This is a genomic window from Caballeronia zhejiangensis (assembly GCF_022879815.1).
In the GTDB taxonomy this organism is placed as follows: domain Bacteria; phylum Pseudomonadota; class Gammaproteobacteria; order Burkholderiales; family Burkholderiaceae; genus Caballeronia; species Caballeronia zhejiangensis.
Genome location: NZ_CP084285.1, coordinates 771,775 through 787,732, shown reverse-complemented (window position 1 = coordinate 787,732; position 15,958 = coordinate 771,775). Strand labels below are relative to the sequence as shown.

Here is a 15,958-nt window from a genome sequence, read left to right as displayed (position 1 = left end):
GTTTGGGAAGACCCATGATCCTCCCAAACGAAATCGAGAATCCGCCGCTGTTGTAGTTATAGCGTCGGCGCAGGGCGGGAGGCGCTCATTTCATTCCCACATCGAGTCGACTTCTTCCAATGCGTCCCAGCGCAGCAGTTCCAGCAACACGTATCGATAAAGATCGAAGTGATACGGATACGTACGCAGCGCTTCCCTGCATGCAGCGACACCTTCCTGCACGCTGCGCGCACGCGACGCGGCTTGCGCCAGTTCACGCGGCGACGCCACAGCGCGCTTGCGCAACACGATCTCGATCGCGCATTCCGCAAGACCCTTCGCGGTCTGGTCCTCATTCGCGTCGCGCTCGTCGTAGCCGTTGCGCACGAGCGTGACTCGCTCACAGTGCGCGACCGGCGACATCGTCTGAATCAGTTCCAGCACGTTGACGGAACGCGGCAAGCGCTTGTCTGATTTGTGGACCGTGAAGCTCCACTTATGGCGGCGATTGAAGCGGCTCGGCCATGTGCCCTTACCGTAGAGATCCTCGTCCGGCACGGTCACGACCGCATGGCCGCCCGGCTTCAGCAGCTCGAGCCAGCGCGACAACGCCTTATGAGGATTATCGAGCTCGGCGAGACTATGGCTGGAATGTAGGAAGTCCAGTGTCGACTCTTTCACGCCCTCCATCTTCGTGAGATCGCCCTGCGACGAAGGATAAGACGCGGCGTTGCGCATCTTCGGGAACATGGCGACGTGAGCGGAAACCGTTGTTCGCATGCCCGTCGATGTTCGCGTGGCCATTGTCCGACACGTCCACATCGCCGTTCACGACAACGCCATTGCCGTTCTTCGACGAATTCCCGTCGATGTTCAGCGAACCGTTCTCGATCACGCTCGTGTTGCCGTCGATGGCTTCGCCGTTGATGTCCGTCGAGCTGTGGCCGTCGGTATTCACATCGCCGTTGATGACCACGCCGTCACCATTCGTCGACGAATTGCCGTCGATGTTCAGCGAGCCGTTGTTTGTCGTGTTCGTGTCACCATTGATGACCACGCCGTCGCCGTTCGCAGCATTGCCCGAAATGTCGGTCGAGCCGCTGTCCGTGTTCACATCACCGTTGATTACGACAACCGTCGCGCTGTCGCCCGCGGCGAGCGCGACCTGACCGTTCTTGCCCGCATCGATGGAACCGGTGTTGCGCACCTGATCGCCCATCAGCGTGACATAGCCTTGCGCGTTGATCGTGCCGTCGTTGACCACGCTCGCGTTCTTGCCCGTGCCCGACAGCTTCAGCGGACCGCCCGACATGAACTGGTTCGCGTCGATCGACTTGGTCGTCGCCAGCAGCGAACCGACGTTCACCACCGCGCCCTTGCCGAACAGCACGCCGTTGGCGTTCTGGATCAGCACCTGACCGTTGGCCAAGAGCGAACCTTGAATGTTGGAAGCGCCCGCGCCCGTCACGCGGTTCAGCGCCTGCGCTTGTGCGTTCGGCTGATTGAACTGGACCGTGTTGCCCTGGCCGACGTTGAACGAGTTCCAGTCGATCACGGCACGTTGCGTGCCCTGATTGATGGTCATCGTGTTGGAATTCTGCGAGATCGAAGCCTGACCTGCGGTGACTTGACCGCCGGTCGGCAGTGCCTGCGCGAAGCTCGTCGCAGGGGTCGATGCGAACATCGCGAGCGCAAAGGCCGTCATCGTTGCAATGACGCCCATTTTCGCGCTTTGAGGAGAAGAGGAGGAGGAAGCGTTGCCTTCGCCGGGCGCCTTGCCCTGGCTTGTTACGTCTTCCGCAACGGCGACCAGCATGCCATGACGCTTACTGAAAACACGACGAAACCGATTCTTGTTCATCCGAAAATAAACCTAGTAAATGAGATTTAGCCGTCCCGGATATCGAGTACGGCGCAACGTGTGACAGGAATTCGCTCAGCTCGACGCACGCGCGGTCGCGCACCTTTTACACACTCAGGAACCGGTGCCAGAAAGCAGACCAACTCCACGGATCGAATGCTATTGATCGACGCCGCGTCGCCATATAGAAGAAATTCGAATGCCCTCACGGCTGCCCGAGCGGGTACCGTGGATCAAAGGCCCGGCGGGCCAAGCGTCGATGGAATTCAGAATGTTCCCCAATCGACAAAGCGTGAACTTCGAGACAGCCGGCAGTTAGCGGCGCGCGCACCTCGATGCGCGCCATCCAGCCCGGTACACCGATAAGGGATCGTGGGAGAAACGCGCCGTTTCTGTACGCGACGCCGAAACGCGTGCGCCCGGTCTGGATAGACCGGGCATCGGCACGCCGCCCGAATCAGGCTGCGTGAGAAAGGTCGCCCGGACCGAACCGGTCCAGCTTCAATCCAAGGTTCGATGCGAAGCGATGCAGCTCAGAAAGCCGGTCGAAGCCCAGCAAGCTGCGTACTTTGATACTCTGCGAGCTGATCGCGCTCTTGCGACGTTGCATCAAACTCGCTATCTCGCGGCCTGAAATGCCGCACAGCATGAGCCCGGCGATCTCCATCTGGCGCGCCGTCAGCATCCCGAAGCGCTGTAGCTCCGGATTACTCCGGTACTGATACAAAGCCGCGCGCGCGGTCGCCGACAGATATGACGCGCCGCGCTCGAGCTCCCGCACCGCAGTCAACACCTCGGACATCTCGTCGGATTTGCTCACGATCCCTGCCACACCGCGTTGCTCGAGCGATCCAACGAGAAACGGCTCATGAAATTCGGTATAGACAAGAATCCGCAGATCGGGAAATTCGCGCGAAACAATGGAAAGGAATCGCCATCCGTCTGGCGATCCTCTGCCCGGCATCGAATAGTCGGCGATCAAAATATCGCATTCGCGGTGTGCCAGTAAATCCATCAGATCGGAGACGTCGTGCGTCGTGCCGACCACATCGCAGCCGGCCTCATCCAATGCCTTGTGGAGACCAAATGCGACGAGTGGATGATCATCCGCGATAACGACCTTCAGCTTCTCGCGTTTGCCAGTCATGACATTTACCCCCGGATCGCGTCGAATTCGACGCCGATTTGCGAACGCTCCAACGACAATCCGTGACTCGCCGCGAAGCGATACATCTCGGATTCCCGGGAAAACCCCAGTCGCTTGCAAGCCGCCGCACGCTGAGAGCTGATCGTATTCATTCGGCGATCGAGCAGGCGCGCCGTTTCGCATACAGAAAGACCACATAGCATCAAGCCCGCGATCTCCATCTGCCGACGCGTGAGCGCGGTGAAGCGGCTCAGCTCGGGCGACACATTGAAGCGCTCTACTGCCGATTGCGCGACGGGAGACAAATAGCGCCCGCCAGCGAAGAGCGTATGGATCGCGACAAGCATTTCAGACATGTTTTCGCGCTTGCTGACCACGCCAGCGACGCCGCGTTGCGCGAGACTTCCCACGAGAAATGGATCGTCGAATTCGCTGAAAACGACGACGGGCAACTTCGGGTATTTGCTCGACAAGGCGGTCAGAAATTGCCAGCCGTCCAACGAGGAAGCATCCGGCATCGAATAATCGGCCACGACCACATCGCACGCTTCATTTTCAAGGACGTTCATCAAACCGTCGGCGCTGCTTTCCACGCCACGTACGTTGAATCCCGCTTCAAGTAATGCTTTATTGAGGCCGCACAGGACGATCGGATGATCGTCGACTATTGCGACTCGAATGTCTTTCGCCATCGTTTCATCTCCCCGAAATCTGCTTAGCTCAACCGTACTGAATATGGATAACGATCCGGATGAACAATATCGACCGGGATTTCGGCTCGATATAGAACGACTTTGAAACGAACCGGGAAGGACGAAACGTTCGACTTGCGTCATGAAAGCCGATGGTTTGCCGAGCAAGGCGCATCGCCGTATTGCGGATAGCGGACGTACACACGAAAAAAAGCCGCCGGGCTAACGCAACGGCGGCTGAACGGGGGCAGACTTAAAACTACGACGGGAGATTACGCGCGATCCGGGCGCCGATATATCGATCGATTTCGAAATGGCGAAGACCTGCCTTGCTTGCATCAAACGTTCGTATAAGCACGCCGAGCCGTTCGTAGAATGGCGCGCGCGCATGCGCTTCTCTAAGCTGACGTCATGGTCACGCATCGGGAGCGCATCATGGGCGATACATCGACACGCAGGCTGTTATCCGCTTGCGCCGCCGTTCTGGCGTTCGGAACGTGGTATTCGCTGAGCGCGCCGCACGACTGGAGCGCGCTCGATCGCGCCGGTTACGACACGCAGTTGCCGCTCGAACGCATCGCGTTGAGCGAAGAAACCGCGCCCTCGATGATGCAAGACCGCTAGGCGCGCGGCGGCGTCGATGCGCCTTGCGGCATCTTCACGCCGAGCGCTTCGGCCTTCAGCACAAGATCGGCCAGCGAACGCGCGGCCATTTTCTTCATCGCCTGGCCGCGATGAATCTTCACCGTGATCTCGCTCAGATTCATCTCCGCTGCGATCTGCTTGTTCATCAGACCCGACACGACGAACGCCATCACCTCGCGCTCACGCGGCGTCAGCGACTCATACGCGCGCCGCAAGTCCGCGACCGAGCGGCTCGCGGCGCGCCGTTCTTCATCGGCTTCGAGCGCCTGCGCGACGGCATCGAGCATGTCCTGATCGCGGAACGGCTTCGCGAGAAAATCCTTCGCACCCGCTTTCATTGCTTTCACCGTCATCGCTATGTCGCCGTGCGCCGTCATGAAGACGATCGGCAAGCCGAGCTGGCTCGCGGCCATCTGCTCCTGCACGGCGAGACCGCTCTGCCCTTTCAGCCGCACGTCGAGGATCAAACAGCTCGGCACTTCGGGCATGTCGTGCGCAAGGAACTCGTGCGCGGACGCGAACGTCGTCACGTTCAGTCCGACCGAACGCAGCAGCATGCGCAGCGCATCGCGCATCGATTCGTCGTCGTCGACCACGTAGACCATCGCGGCGTGCTTGTCATTGCTCATCGTCTCTTCTCTCGTTTTCGGGCAGCACGAAAAGCAGACGCGCGCCGCCTTCATCGGGCGATTCCGCCCATATCCTGCCGCCGTGCGCCTCGATGATCGAACGGCAGATCGACAAGCCCATGCCCATGCCTTCGGCCTTCGTCGTGAAGAACGCATCGAATAGACGCCGCGCGTTCTCGTCGCTGATGCCCGTGCCCGAATCCTGCACGACGATCTGAGCGTAACCGGGATCGCTGTCGCTCTCGCGCGTCGCCACACGCAACACACGCGGCCCGTTCACGGCGGACATCGCCTGCGCCGCGTTCATCATCAGATTGATGAGCACCTGCTGCAACTGCACGCGGTCGCAACGCACCGTCGGCGACGGCGTCGCGAGATCGGCGCGCACATCCACGCGATGACGCGCGAGTTCGCGCCGCACGAGCTCGATCGTCTCGCCGACGATCTCGGTGACTTCGAGCGTCGCGGGCTGGCTGTCGCGCTTTCTCGCCATCGCGCGAATGCGTGCGATGACTTCGCTCGCGCGCTTGGCGTCGCGGACCATCTGCGCGATCGATTGCTGCGCCTCCGCGATATCCGGTTGCGCGCGATTGAGCCAGCGCAAGGCGGCGCCGCCGCTCGTGACGATCGCGGCCATCGGCTGCGTGACTTCGTGCGCGATCGACGCGGCCAGCTCGCCCAGCATCGTCACGCGCGTCACATGCGCGAGTTCGGCGGTCGAGCGCGCGAGCGCTTCCTGCGCGAGCTTGGTTTCGGTGACGTCCATCAGCGCGCCGACGTATTCGCCGCCGTCGTTTTCGCTCGATGCACGATGCGCCACGTAATGAACGTGCTTCACGGTTCCATCCGGCAGCAGCAGCCGATGCTCGACATCGATATCGCGCACGCTGGACAGCGCCGCTTCATGCGCGCCGCGCACGATCGCGATGTCGTCGGGATGCGAGCGCGCGAGAATTGCATCGATGGAAGGCGTCATGTCGCGCGGATAATCGAAGATGCGATACGCCTCGTCGGACCACCACATCGTGCCGGCGGGCAGACGCGTCGCGATGCTGCCGGTAAGCGAAAGCCGCTGCGCATCGAGCAGGAACGCTTCGCTGCGCTTCAATGCATCGCGCTGACGCTGCAACTCGGCTTCCATGCGCTTGCGCTGCATCGTCGTGGCCTGAATGCGCAGCGAGAGAACGGCGGTCGTGCCGATTGCGAGCAGGCTCACCGCGCAGCGTGCGAGCGCGCCGCCCGAGACGTTCTCGTCGTGCGAAAGAATGAAGCCGACGAGCGTGAGGATGACGCAGCCCCACGCGGTCGCGACCGTCGCGGTGCGATTGCCCGTCGATGCGATCAGCAGCACGACGACGACATACAGCACCGCGATGGCGATATCGAGCGGCGTGAGCGCGTCGATCAGAAACACGGCGAGCGCGATGGCCGCCGCGAGCATCGACACGATGCGCGTATCGTGACGCACCGCGCGCGGCGCGCTCTGGAATGTCTCCATCAATCAATCATCGGCGTTCGTTGGAAAGGTCCGGGCCCGCGCCAGATTACGCGAAGCATTCTAATCCTTCAAAAATCCTTGCCGAATGCGTTCGAGGCAATCGGCGACGGCGGTTCCATCGACGGGCTTGCTGAGAAAGCACACCGCGCCGCCGTCGAGCGCCTGACGGCGCGCGGCATCGGATGCGAACGCGGTGATGAACATGACCGGCACGTTCAGATTCAGCTCGTGCAGACGTTGCTGAAGTTGCAGGCCGGACATGCCGGGCATGTTGAGATCGGTGATGATGCACGCGAGGCCGTCGAGCGGATCTGCGTCGAGAAACGTCTCCGCCGACGCGTACAGGCTGACCTCCCAGCCGAGCGAGCGCAGCAGACTGGAAGAGGCGACGCGGACGGATTCGTCATCGTCGATCACGGAAACTCTGGAAGGCGATTGCAAGGGCGTTGTCCTGTTTCGGCGCGCAATGAACTGATCCACGCCTGATTGGAAGCCATCTTACGCACGCGCCTCGTGCCGCGAAATAACATGAAGGTATAGGTCCGAAGCGCCCGCTTTCATCTGATGAAACGGCGTGAGCCCTTTCTGCGGGAAATGCGCCGACAACGTATAGTCCCGTTCTGCTACCTCAGGGTCTGTTTACATGCCGGCTTCAGCTTCGACCACACGCGACGGCGGCAAGCACGTCGAACTCACGCGCGGCCTCATTGCGCTCTTCGCCTTCTGCTGCGGCGCGATCGTCGCGAATCTGTATTACGCGCAGCCGATCATCGAACTCATCGCGCCCGATCTGCACATGGCGGGCGGCACGGCGAGCCTGATCGTGTCGCTCACGCAGATCGGCTATGCGCTCGGGCTGTTCTTCATCGTGCCGCTCGGCGATCTGCTCGAAAACCGCAAGCTCATGATCGCGACCGCGCTCGTTTCGATCGCGAGTCTCACGGCCGCCACGTTCACGCACACGCCCGGCTGGTTTCTCCTGATCTCGCTCGTGATCGGCTTTTCGTCGGTGGCGGTGCAGATTCTGATTCCGCTCGCCGCGCATCTCGCGCCGGACGAATCGCGCGGCAAAGTGGTCGGCACGATCATGAGCGGGTTGTTGCTCGGCATTCTGCTGTCGCGGCCGATATCGAGTCTCGTCGCGGGCCACTTCGGCTGGCGCGCGATGTTCGGCGCGGCCGCCGTGCTGATGATCGGCATCACGAGCGTGCTCGCGTTCACGATTCCGAGCCGCAAGCCAGATCATCAGGCGACGTATTTTCAGCTCATCGGCTCGCTCGGGCATCTCGTGCGAACGATGCCGGTGCTGCGTCATCGCTCGCTTTATCAAGGGCTGATGTTCGCATCGTTCAGTCTCTTCTGGACCGGCATTCCGATCGAACTGACGCGTCATTACGGGCTTTCGCAGACGGCCATCGGCATCTTCGCGCTGATCGGCGCGACCGGGGCGACATCCGCGCCGATCGCCGGGCGTCTCGCCGATGCGGGCCACACCGTGCGCGCGACCTTCATCGCGCTGATTCTCGCGGCGATCGCGTATCTTCCCGTGGTGATTCATCCCGCGTGGGGCGTGGGCGCGCTCGTCGTGACGGGCATCGTGCTCGATTTCGCCGTGCAGATGAACATGGTGCTCGGCCAGCGTGAAATCTACGCGCTACACGCCGCGAGCCGCAACCGGCTGAACGCCGTTTACATGACGAGCATTTTCATAGGCGGCGCATTCGGCTCGGCGTTCGCGAGCCAGCTTTACGAGCACGGCGGCTGGACGCTCGTCGCGAGCGTCGCGACGTGCTTTCCGCTCATCGCGCTCGCGCACTTTCTGCTGATCGGGCGGCATCACGCGGCTTCGGCCAGCGCCTGATCCTCACGGCTTGGGAATGCGGATGCGGCTGATCATCAGCGAGCCGGAGATCGCGTAGATCAGCACGAGCGGATGCAGCGTGAAGCCGCCGAGACGCACCGTGCCGAGCCACATGCTTTCGCCGATCGCGCCGGACCACGCGCCGATGGTCAGCAGCAGCACGATGAGAAACGATGTGGGAATGGGCGTGCCTTCGAAGTGCGTGACCTTGCCGCTTGCGCCCGACATCTCTTCGGTCGTGACGTTGTAGCGCGCGAGCCGCGACACGCCGCACGCGACGAAATAGGCCAGGATCACGCGGTCGTAGAGGCCGCGCATGCCGAACCCATAGCCGATGATCGCCGGCGCGACGCCGAACGAGATCACATCGGCCAGCGAGTCCAGCTCCTTGCCCAAGAGCGACGCCTTCTGACGCCAGCGCGCGATGCGGCCGTCGAGCACGTCGAACACGAGCGCCGCGAACACGAGCGCGCAAGCGAGATAGATATGCAGCACATCGGAGTCGTCGAGATAGGACATCGACGAGAAAAGCGCGCCCGTGCCGCACACCGCGTTGCCCAGCGTGAACCAGTCGGCCAGATGGAAATCGCGGATCATCGAGAATCGTTTGGCTTTCATTCGTTTCTGTTTTCGTGACGTTCGGGCAGCGCCGATGGCCAGCGCCGCGAGACTTTCAAGTCTATCATCGCGCCCTCTTTCCCTTAGCACTCCGCATGCCACGCATCGTGGCAAACGGCGTGAGGCAGTATCATCACCGCACGCAAAGGAGGACCGCGACGATGATGTTCAAACGCGCCCTGGCGCTCGCGAGCCTGATGCTCGCCTGCGCGTCATCGATGGCCGCATCGCTCACGATCAACGTCGGCGGCGAGCGCTCGCTCACGGCCGATCAATTGCTCGCGCGCCCGGATGCCGCGATCATCCGCGTGCCGAACGACGTCACGTTTCATCGCAGCATGACGTATCGCGCCGTGCCCTTGCGCGCGCTGCTCGGCATCACGGAACTGCCCGCGGGCAAGGAGCTTCAGGTCACGGCCACCGACGGTTTCGTCACGCACTTTTCCGCGAAGCTGCTGTTCGGCGATGCGAAGAAGCGCGCCGAACCGTGGCTCGCGATCGAGCCGGCGGACGACCCTTGGCCACAGGTGCCGGGCAGCGGCGATGTCGGTCCGTTCTATGTCGTGTGGATCGATCCCGCCGCGTCGGGCGTCACGAGCGAGCAGTGGCCGTTCAAGGTCGACGCGATTCGCATTGCGCCGACGCTCGCCGCGCGCTTCCCGCAGATCGCCGTCGACAAGAGCGTGCCCGCGAATTCGCCGATACGTCGCGGCATGACCGTCTTCACGACGCAATGCATGGTCTGCCACAAGCTGAACGGCGCGGGCGATGCGTCGGTCGGCCCGGACCTGAATCGTCCGCATAATCCGACCGAATATTTTCAGCCGTGGGCGCTGAAGGGATACATCCGGGATCCGAAGTCGATTCGCGCGTGGGCCGACATGAAGATGCCCGGCTTCGACAAGAACGCGATCAGCGATAGCGATCTCGATGCGGTCATCGCGTATCTCGGCTACATGGCGAAGCGCAAGAAGTAGCCGGGTACGTTACGCGCGCGCGTCGAAAATCGCGTTGAGATCGTTGCCCGCCGCGGCGTCCTTGAACCCGTCGAAGCGGCCATCGACAAGTCCTTGCGCCGCGCGCATGAACCCGCCCCACGCAACGCGCGCAAGCCCTCCGCCGACGCTCACGCGCCGCACGCCGAGCGCGGCGACGTCGCTCAGCGTGAACTCGGACACGCCGCCGATCAGCATATTCACCGGCTTCGGCGCGACCGCCTTCACGACGGCTTCGATCTGCTCGCGCGTCTTGATGCCGGGCGCGTAGAGGCAATCGGCGCCGGCATCGGAATACGCCTTGAGACGCGCGATGGCATCGTCGATATCGGGCTTGCCCGCGAAGAAGTTTTCCGCGCGGCCGACGAGCAAGGTGTCGCCGCCGCTTGCGTCGATCGCGCGCCGCGCCGCCTTCATGCGCGCCACGGCGACATCGAGCGCAAAGAGCGGCGCGGATGCGTCGCCGGTCGAATCCTCGATCGACAAGCCCGCGACGCCCGCCTCCACCGCGAGCATCACGCTTTGAGCCACTTCGTCCGGCGTCGCGCCGAAGCCGCTTTCGAAGTCGGCGTTCACGGGCAAATCCGTCGCCTCGACGATTTCGCGCAGATGAGCGAGCACGGCGTCGCGCTGCATGTGATTGTCCGCGTGACCTTTGGACCATGCGAAGCCCGAGCTCGTCGTCGCGAGCGCCTTGAAGCCGAGCGTCGCGAGATAGCGGGCGGAACCGACGTCCCAGGGATTCGGCAACATGAAGCAGCCGGATTCGTGCAGCGCGCGAAAAGCGGCGCGTTTCTCGGCGACGGTGCGGGGCATGGCGTGGCTCCTTGTGGATGAACGGGTCGGAAGGTCGACGATACGCGAAGGGGCGAAATGGTGCTCGTACTAAGCCGCTCCTAAGCCCCTACCCCTACGCTCGAGTCTTTCCTCGCATGAGAGACGACATGGAGCGAACAGAAAAAGCACTCGCCAAGGTCCCAGAACTGACCCTGGCGTTCTGGATCATCAAGATAGCGGCGACGACGCTCGGCGAAACCGGCGGCGACGCACTCTCGATGTCGATGAACCTCGGCTATCTGGTGAGCACGTTCATCTTCGCGGCCGTGTTCGTCGTCGCGGTGATTGCGCAAGTCAAAGCGGAGCGATTCCAGCCCGCGCTCTACTGGATCACGATCATCGCGACGACGACCGTCGGCACCACGCTCGCCGACTTCGCGGACCGCTCGGTCGGCATCGGCTATGCAGGCGGAAGCGCGATCTTGCTTGCGTTGCTGATCGCATCGCTCGCGGTGTGGCATCGTGCGATGGGATCGGTCTCGGTATCGACGATCGCATCGCCGAAAGCGGAAGCCTTCTACTGGGTCACGATCATGTTCTCGCAGACCCTCGGCACCGCGCTCGGCGACTGGACCGCCGACACCGCGGGCTTCGGCTACACGGGCGCCGCGACGATCTTCGGCGGCGCGCTGTTGCTAATCGTGCTCGCGTATCGCTTCACGAACGTTTCGCGCACCCTGCTGTTCTGGAGCGCGTTCATCCTGACGCGGCCGCTCGGCGCCGTAGTCGGCGATTTTCTCGACAAGCCGGTCGCGAACGGCGGTCTCGCGATGAGCCGCTACGGCGCGTCGATCGCGCTCGCGATGTTCATCGTCGTGTGCGGATTTCTCTTCAAGCAGCGGCCCGCGCGCGTCGCGCATTGAAGCGCGTTGCAAGAAGAAACGGCGGCCCCGAAGGACCGCCGCGTTGCCTGCAGATTCTACCAGCCTGGCCGCTTACTTCTTCAGATCGAAGCGGTCGAGGTTCATCACCTTCGTCCATGCCGCGACGAAGTCGCTGACGAACTTCTCCTTCGCATCGCTGCTCGCATAGACTTCGGCGAGCGCGCGCAGCACCGAATGCGAGCCGAAGATCAGATCGACGCGGCTGGCGGTCCACTTGCGCTGCCCCGACTTGCGATCGCGCCCTTCGAACACATCGCGGCGCGACGACATCGGCAACCACTCCGTATTCATGTCGAGCAGGTTGACGAAGAAGTCGTTCGTCAACGTTTCGGGCTTGTCGGTGAAGACGCCGTGCGCGTTGTCTGCGGCGGTCACGTTGAGCGCGCGCAAACCGCCGATGAGCGCTGTCATCTCCGGCGCGGTCAGCGTCAGCAATTGCGCCTTGTCGATCAAGAGCGTCTCGACGGGCACGCGCACGTTCGACTTGACGAAGTTGCGAAAGCCATCGGCGACCGGTTCGAGAGCAGAGACCGAGAGCACGTCTGTCTTGTCCTGCGACGCGTCCATGCGGCCCGGCGTGAACGGCACCGTGACCGTGTGGCCCGCCTTCTCCGCCGCCTTCTCGATCGCCGCGTTGCCCGCCAGCACGATCAGATCGGCCATCGAGATCTTCTTGCCGCCCACTTGCGCGCCGTTGAATTCTTTCTGGATGCCTTCGAGCGTCGACAAGACCTTGCCGAGCTGTTCAGGCCTGTTCGCCTCCCAGTCCTTCTGCGGAGCGAGACGAATGCGCGCACCGTTCGCGCCGCCGCGCTTGTCGGAGCCCCGGAACGTCGATGCCGATGCCCACGCCGCCGACACCAGATCGGTAATCGACAACCCCGACGCCAGCACCTTCTGCTTGAGCCCCGCGACATCCTGATCACCGACGAGCGGATGATCCACCGCCGGAATCGGGTCTTGCCACAGCAGTTCTTCCTCCGGCACTTCCGGCCCGAGATAGCGAGCCTTCGGACCCATGTCGCGATGCGTCAGCTTGAACCACGCGCGGGCGAAGGCGTCGGCGAACTGGTCTGGATTCTCCCAGAAACGCTTCGCAATCTTCGCGTATTCCGGATCGAAGCGCAGCGACAGGTCCGTCGTCAGCATCGTCGGCCTGATCTTCTTCGACGGGTCGTGCGCGTGCGGGATGGTTTCCGTCGAATCCTTCGCGATCCACTGATTCGCGCCCGCGGGACTCTTCGTCAGTTCCCACTCGTAACCGAAAAGGTTCTCCCAGAATCCCTGGCCCCACTTCGTCGGCGTCGTGGTCCAGGTGACTTCGAGGCCGCTCGTGATCGTGTCCGCGCCCTTCCCGCTGCCGTAGCTGTTCTTCCAGCCGAGGCCCATGTTTTCCAGATCCGCCGATTCCGGCTCCGGACCGACGTTATCGGAAGGCCCCGCGCCGTGCGTCTTGCCGAACGTATGGCCGCCGGCGATCAGCGCGACGGTTTCTTCGTCGTTCATCGCCATGCGGGCGAAAGTCTCGCGGATGTCATGCGCCGCCGCGAGCGGATCGGGATTGCCGTCCGGGCCTTCCGGATTGACATAGATCAGGCCCATCTGCACCGCGCCCAGCGGATTCTCCAGATTGCGGCCGCCGTCGGTGCGGCTGACTTCCTCGCCGTGCTTCTGTTCGTCGGCGGTGATGACGCCCTGATCTTCATCGTTGCCGGCCGCGCCCTTGCCGTAGCGGACATCGCCGCCGAGCCAGGTCTTTTCATTGCCCCAGTAGACGTCCTGATCCGGCTCCCATGTGTCTTCGCGTCCGCCCGCGAAGCCGAACGTCTTGAAGCCCATCGTTTCCAGCGCGACGTTGCCGGCGAGGATGATCAGATCGGCCCATGAAAGATTCTGTCCGTATTTCTGCTTGACGGGCCAGAGCAGGCGGCGCGCCTTGTCGAGGCTGACGTTGTCCGGCCAGCTATTGAGCGGCGCGAAACGTTGCTGGCCGCGTCCGCCGCCTCCCCTGCCATCGCCGATGCGATACGTGCCCGCGCTATGCCACGCCATCCGGATGAACAGCGGACCGTAGTGGCCGAAGTCGGCAGGCCACCATTCCTGCGAATCGGTCATGACCTCCGCGAGATCTTTCTTGACCGCGGCGAGGTCGAGGCTCTTGAATGCTTCGGCATAGTCGAAACCCGAGCCGAGCGGATTCGACTTGTCGGAATGCTGACTCAGCAGATCTACCCGCAGTTGCCGCGGCCACCAGTCACGGATGGTCGTTCCGGTGCCGGCGGCATGCGTAAACGGGCACTTCGATTCGTTTGACATGCGTTATCTCCTTGCGAGGACGTACCCACTAGTACTAGTTCTTGTGCTACTGACTACCATGGCGTCAGATCCATGCGAGGCGCTGCACGAACCTGGTCCGATAAGGGATTTCGCGGCGTGCATCCGGCGATGCGTGGTTCATCCCGACAGCCTTGTGCAACTTAAAAAATACGTGAGAGCGGCGCTCAATAGAATGCGATTTTTGCAATGCCGCCGATAGGTGACGGCTATAAGGTGGTGGCGCGTTCTTGTCGCGCGGGCATGTTGCAGTGCGGAATCGCGGGCGGCGCGTCTGACTTCTTTTCGTCATGAAAGCGCGCAGCTCGACGCGCGTGTCAGTCTAGCAGCGTCTCGCGAGCTTGGCAGCGAAGGTGTGTCAAGTCGTCCGTTCGGGGAATGGCGGGCGGCGGCCGGGTGTTGGAGTATTTGACAACACACTATGGCGTTGTCAGAACGTCCAACAGAAAAGCTCCGCTCGTCCTGGGTGCGCGAGAGGAGATGCCTTCCGGTGGTTTCGTCGAACTAACGATATGGCATGTCCCTGAGCCTGCTCCGGGATGCACATTCATATAAATACAGGCTTGCGTATGTCGTCGCTGGCGAGTGCGTGCTGCGTTACGACAACGAGCGAGGCAAAGGCGATCACCGTCACTTCGCGAACGTCGAGACACTTTATGAATTTACGTCGGTCGAGCAGTTATGCGCCGACTTCTTCACGAATGTGCAAGTCTGGAACAGATGGAGCTCAAGATGATGAAGACCGTCACGATCGGCATCGCGTCGCTGGAAGAGTTCAGCGAGCGCGTTCTTGCCACGGTCAAGAGCGGCAAGTTCCCAGGAAGGTTCTTCTCCTACGCCACGCCCGAACTCCTCTTCCGCACCTTCACCACGCCCCGCTGGCAAATCATCCGTGCGATGACCGGCGCCGGCCCGATGTCGATCCGCGAGCTGTCGCGCCGGCTCGAACGCGACGTGAAAGGCGTGCATCGCGACGTGCAAGCGCTTCTCGAAGCCGGCTTGCTGGAACACGACGAGCACGGCGCCATCGTGTTTCCGTACGACACCGTGCGCGTCAACTTCACCTTGAAAGCGGCCGATCTCGCGCCGCCCGCCGCGCAGCGCAAATCCGCCGGCACCGCCATCGGCGAAGATTGCGCACCGTCGCCGCACAGCCCGCGTCGGCGAGCGGCGCCACGAAAGCGCGAGCCGCGTCCGGCGGGAAACCGCTGAACAGCGGAATTCAGCTCCAGTCGTCCATGTCGTGCTTGATCGTGTGGCGATTCGCGATGAGTTCCTCCACGCTCGGCTCGTTGCTCATGGCGCGCTGAATGGCGAGCTTGGTCGCTTCGTAATTCGTGCGGTACATGTCCTTCTTGTCGATGTTCGCGTCCGTCGCGCAACGCGGATCGATCCACACCAGACTGATGATGCACAAATCGTTCGCCTGATCCTTCGGCAGGATGCCTTCTATCAGGCAATCGACGACCGCATCGGCGGTTGCCGACTGCACCACGCCGCCGAACAGATCGATGTTCGCCATGTCCTTCAGCGTCACTTTCGGCACGATCATCGTCGCCGGGCGCACCATCTGATTGCACGCGCGTATCGCGAACATCGCGGTGTGTCCTTTCGATTGCGCCATCATGTTGGCGAACGCGTGGCCGACCGGCCCGTCGACGCGGCCGATGAGAATTTCGGGCATCGCGTCGGTCGCTTGTCCCGGCGCCGCCAGCACGGTTGCTTCGCCTGCGCGGAAGGTCAGATCCAGACTCATGAGCACTCTCCTTTCAGGGCTGAACGATGGTTCGATAGTCCGAAGGAAGAACCGTTTGCAAGGACGATGCCATCCGCGTGATGCACGGCGCGCCGGCAATCCAGGCAACGAGGCGGCGAACAGTCTGCGCCCGCCGCGTGACACACTGTGCGGGACGGCGTTTTCCCTGTCCTCCCTGTTTCGGGTGGGGGTGCGGTTCGTCACGCGCACTTAACGTGGCGA

The 15,958-nt window shown here is 62.3% G+C and carries 17 protein-coding genes; 6 read left to right on the top strand and 11 right to left on the bottom strand.

Annotation, left to right across the window (positions count from 1 at the left end; all coding sequences use genetic code 11):
• Positions 1-90: 90 nt before the first annotated feature.
• From LDZ23_RS24770 to LDZ23_RS24755, 4 genes are all read right to left on the bottom strand, one after another.
• Positions 91-669, bottom strand: a complete 579-nt coding sequence (locus tag LDZ23_RS24770) for a methyltransferase domain-containing protein (protein WP_244808248.1) — start codon at positions 667-669, stop codon at positions 91-93.
• Positions 620-1,840, bottom strand: a complete 1,221-nt coding sequence (locus tag LDZ23_RS24765; RefSeq protein ID WP_081987191.1) for a two-partner secretion domain-containing protein — start codon at positions 1,838-1,840, stop codon at positions 620-622. The genes LDZ23_RS24770 and LDZ23_RS24765 overlap by 50 nt, the downstream gene beginning before the upstream one ends.
• Before the next feature lie 457 nt (positions 1,841-2,297).
• Entirely contained in the window at positions 2,298-2,987 is a 690-nt protein-coding gene (locus LDZ23_RS24760) for a response regulator (RefSeq protein WP_008347377.1), read from the bottom strand.
• Positions 2,988-2,992: 5 nt separating this feature from the next.
• A complete protein-coding gene (locus tag LDZ23_RS24755) occupies positions 2,993-3,679 on the bottom strand; it encodes a response regulator transcription factor (RefSeq protein ID WP_008347376.1) in 687 nt (228 codons plus the stop codon).
• 435 nt (positions 3,680-4,114) lie between these two features.
• On the opposite strand from LDZ23_RS24755, the gene LDZ23_RS24750 reads away from it, so the two are divergent.
• A complete protein-coding gene (locus LDZ23_RS24750) occupies positions 4,115-4,303 on the top strand; it encodes a hypothetical protein (RefSeq protein WP_008347374.1) in 189 nt (62 codons plus the stop codon).
• On the opposite strand, the gene LDZ23_RS24745 is transcribed toward LDZ23_RS24750, so the two are convergent.
• From LDZ23_RS24745 to LDZ23_RS24735, 3 genes are read right to left on the bottom strand one after another with little or no spacing between them, the layout of a single operon-like run.
• Complete coding sequence (locus LDZ23_RS24745; RefSeq protein ID WP_008347372.1) at positions 4,300-4,953, bottom strand: response regulator transcription factor; 654 nt, start codon at positions 4,951-4,953, stop codon at positions 4,300-4,302. The genes LDZ23_RS24750 and LDZ23_RS24745 overlap by 4 nt on opposite strands.
• Positions 4,943-6,451, bottom strand: coding sequence for a sensor histidine kinase (locus tag LDZ23_RS24740; RefSeq protein ID WP_008347370.1), 1,509 nt, complete (start codon positions 6,449-6,451; stop codon positions 4,943-4,945). Before LDZ23_RS24740 ends, LDZ23_RS24745 begins: the two co-directional genes overlap by 11 nt.
• A gap of 60 nt (positions 6,452-6,511) precedes the next feature.
• The gene (locus LDZ23_RS24735; RefSeq protein WP_008347369.1) at positions 6,512-6,868 is read right to left on the bottom strand and encodes a response regulator transcription factor; all 357 of its coding nucleotides are present in this window, start codon (positions 6,866-6,868) and stop codon (positions 6,512-6,514) included.
• A 226-nt stretch (positions 6,869-7,094) separates the two neighbouring features.
• On the opposite strand from LDZ23_RS24735, the gene LDZ23_RS24730 reads away from it, so the two are divergent.
• Positions 7,095-8,312 carry an MFS transporter gene (locus tag LDZ23_RS24730; RefSeq protein ID WP_034472203.1) on the top strand — a complete coding sequence of 406 codons (1,218 nt, stop codon included), beginning with the start codon at positions 7,095-7,097 and terminating at the stop codon, positions 8,310-8,312.
• 3 nt (positions 8,313-8,315) lie between these two features.
• On the opposite strand, the gene pssA is transcribed toward LDZ23_RS24730, so the two are convergent.
• Complete coding sequence (pssA, locus tag LDZ23_RS24725) at positions 8,316-8,930, bottom strand: CDP-diacylglycerol--serine O-phosphatidyltransferase (RefSeq protein WP_033535860.1); 615 nt, start codon at positions 8,928-8,930, stop codon at positions 8,316-8,318.
• 161 nt (positions 8,931-9,091) lie between these two features.
• Between pssA and LDZ23_RS24720 the strand changes: the two genes are divergently transcribed.
• Complete coding sequence (locus LDZ23_RS24720) at positions 9,092-9,907, top strand: cytochrome c (RefSeq protein ID WP_008347363.1); 816 nt, start codon at positions 9,092-9,094, stop codon at positions 9,905-9,907.
• A 9-nt stretch (positions 9,908-9,916) separates the two neighbouring features.
• On the opposite strand, the gene LDZ23_RS24715 is transcribed toward LDZ23_RS24720, so the two are convergent.
• Positions 9,917-10,741 (bottom strand): isocitrate lyase/PEP mutase family protein, encoded by an 825-nt coding sequence (locus LDZ23_RS24715; RefSeq protein ID WP_008347361.1) that lies wholly within the window; start codon positions 10,739-10,741, stop codon positions 9,917-9,919.
• Between the two features lie 128 nt (positions 10,742-10,869).
• Between LDZ23_RS24715 and LDZ23_RS24710 the strand changes: the two genes are divergently transcribed.
• A complete protein-coding gene (locus tag LDZ23_RS24710) occupies positions 10,870-11,625 on the top strand; it encodes a COG4705 family protein (RefSeq protein WP_008347359.1) in 756 nt (251 codons plus the stop codon).
• Positions 11,626-11,697: 72 nt separating this feature from the next.
• Here the strand turns inward: LDZ23_RS24710 and katG are convergent, their stop codons facing one another.
• Positions 11,698-13,962 carry a catalase/peroxidase HPI gene (gene katG / locus LDZ23_RS24705; protein ID WP_008347357.1) on the bottom strand — a complete coding sequence of 755 codons (2,265 nt, stop codon included), beginning with the start codon at positions 13,960-13,962 and terminating at the stop codon, positions 11,698-11,700.
• Between the two features lie 535 nt (positions 13,963-14,497).
• Here katG and LDZ23_RS24700 point away from each other — a divergent pair.
• On the top strand, positions 14,498-14,716 hold the full coding sequence (locus LDZ23_RS24700) for a toxin-antitoxin system TumE family protein (protein ID WP_235366163.1): 219 nt from the start codon (positions 14,498-14,500) through the stop codon (positions 14,714-14,716).
• A complete protein-coding gene (locus LDZ23_RS24695; RefSeq protein ID WP_342346279.1) occupies positions 14,716-15,192 on the top strand; it encodes an HVO_A0114 family putative DNA-binding protein in 477 nt (158 codons plus the stop codon). The genes LDZ23_RS24700 and LDZ23_RS24695 overlap by 1 nt, the downstream gene beginning before the upstream one ends.
• Positions 15,193-15,202: 10 nt before the next feature.
• Here LDZ23_RS24695 and fae read toward each other — a convergent pair whose 3' ends face one another.
• Positions 15,203-15,736: a formaldehyde-activating enzyme gene (gene fae, locus LDZ23_RS24690; protein ID WP_008347352.1), complete on the bottom strand. Its 534-nt coding sequence runs from the start codon at positions 15,734-15,736 to the stop codon at positions 15,203-15,205.
• Between the last annotated feature and the right edge of the window lie 222 nt (positions 15,737-15,958).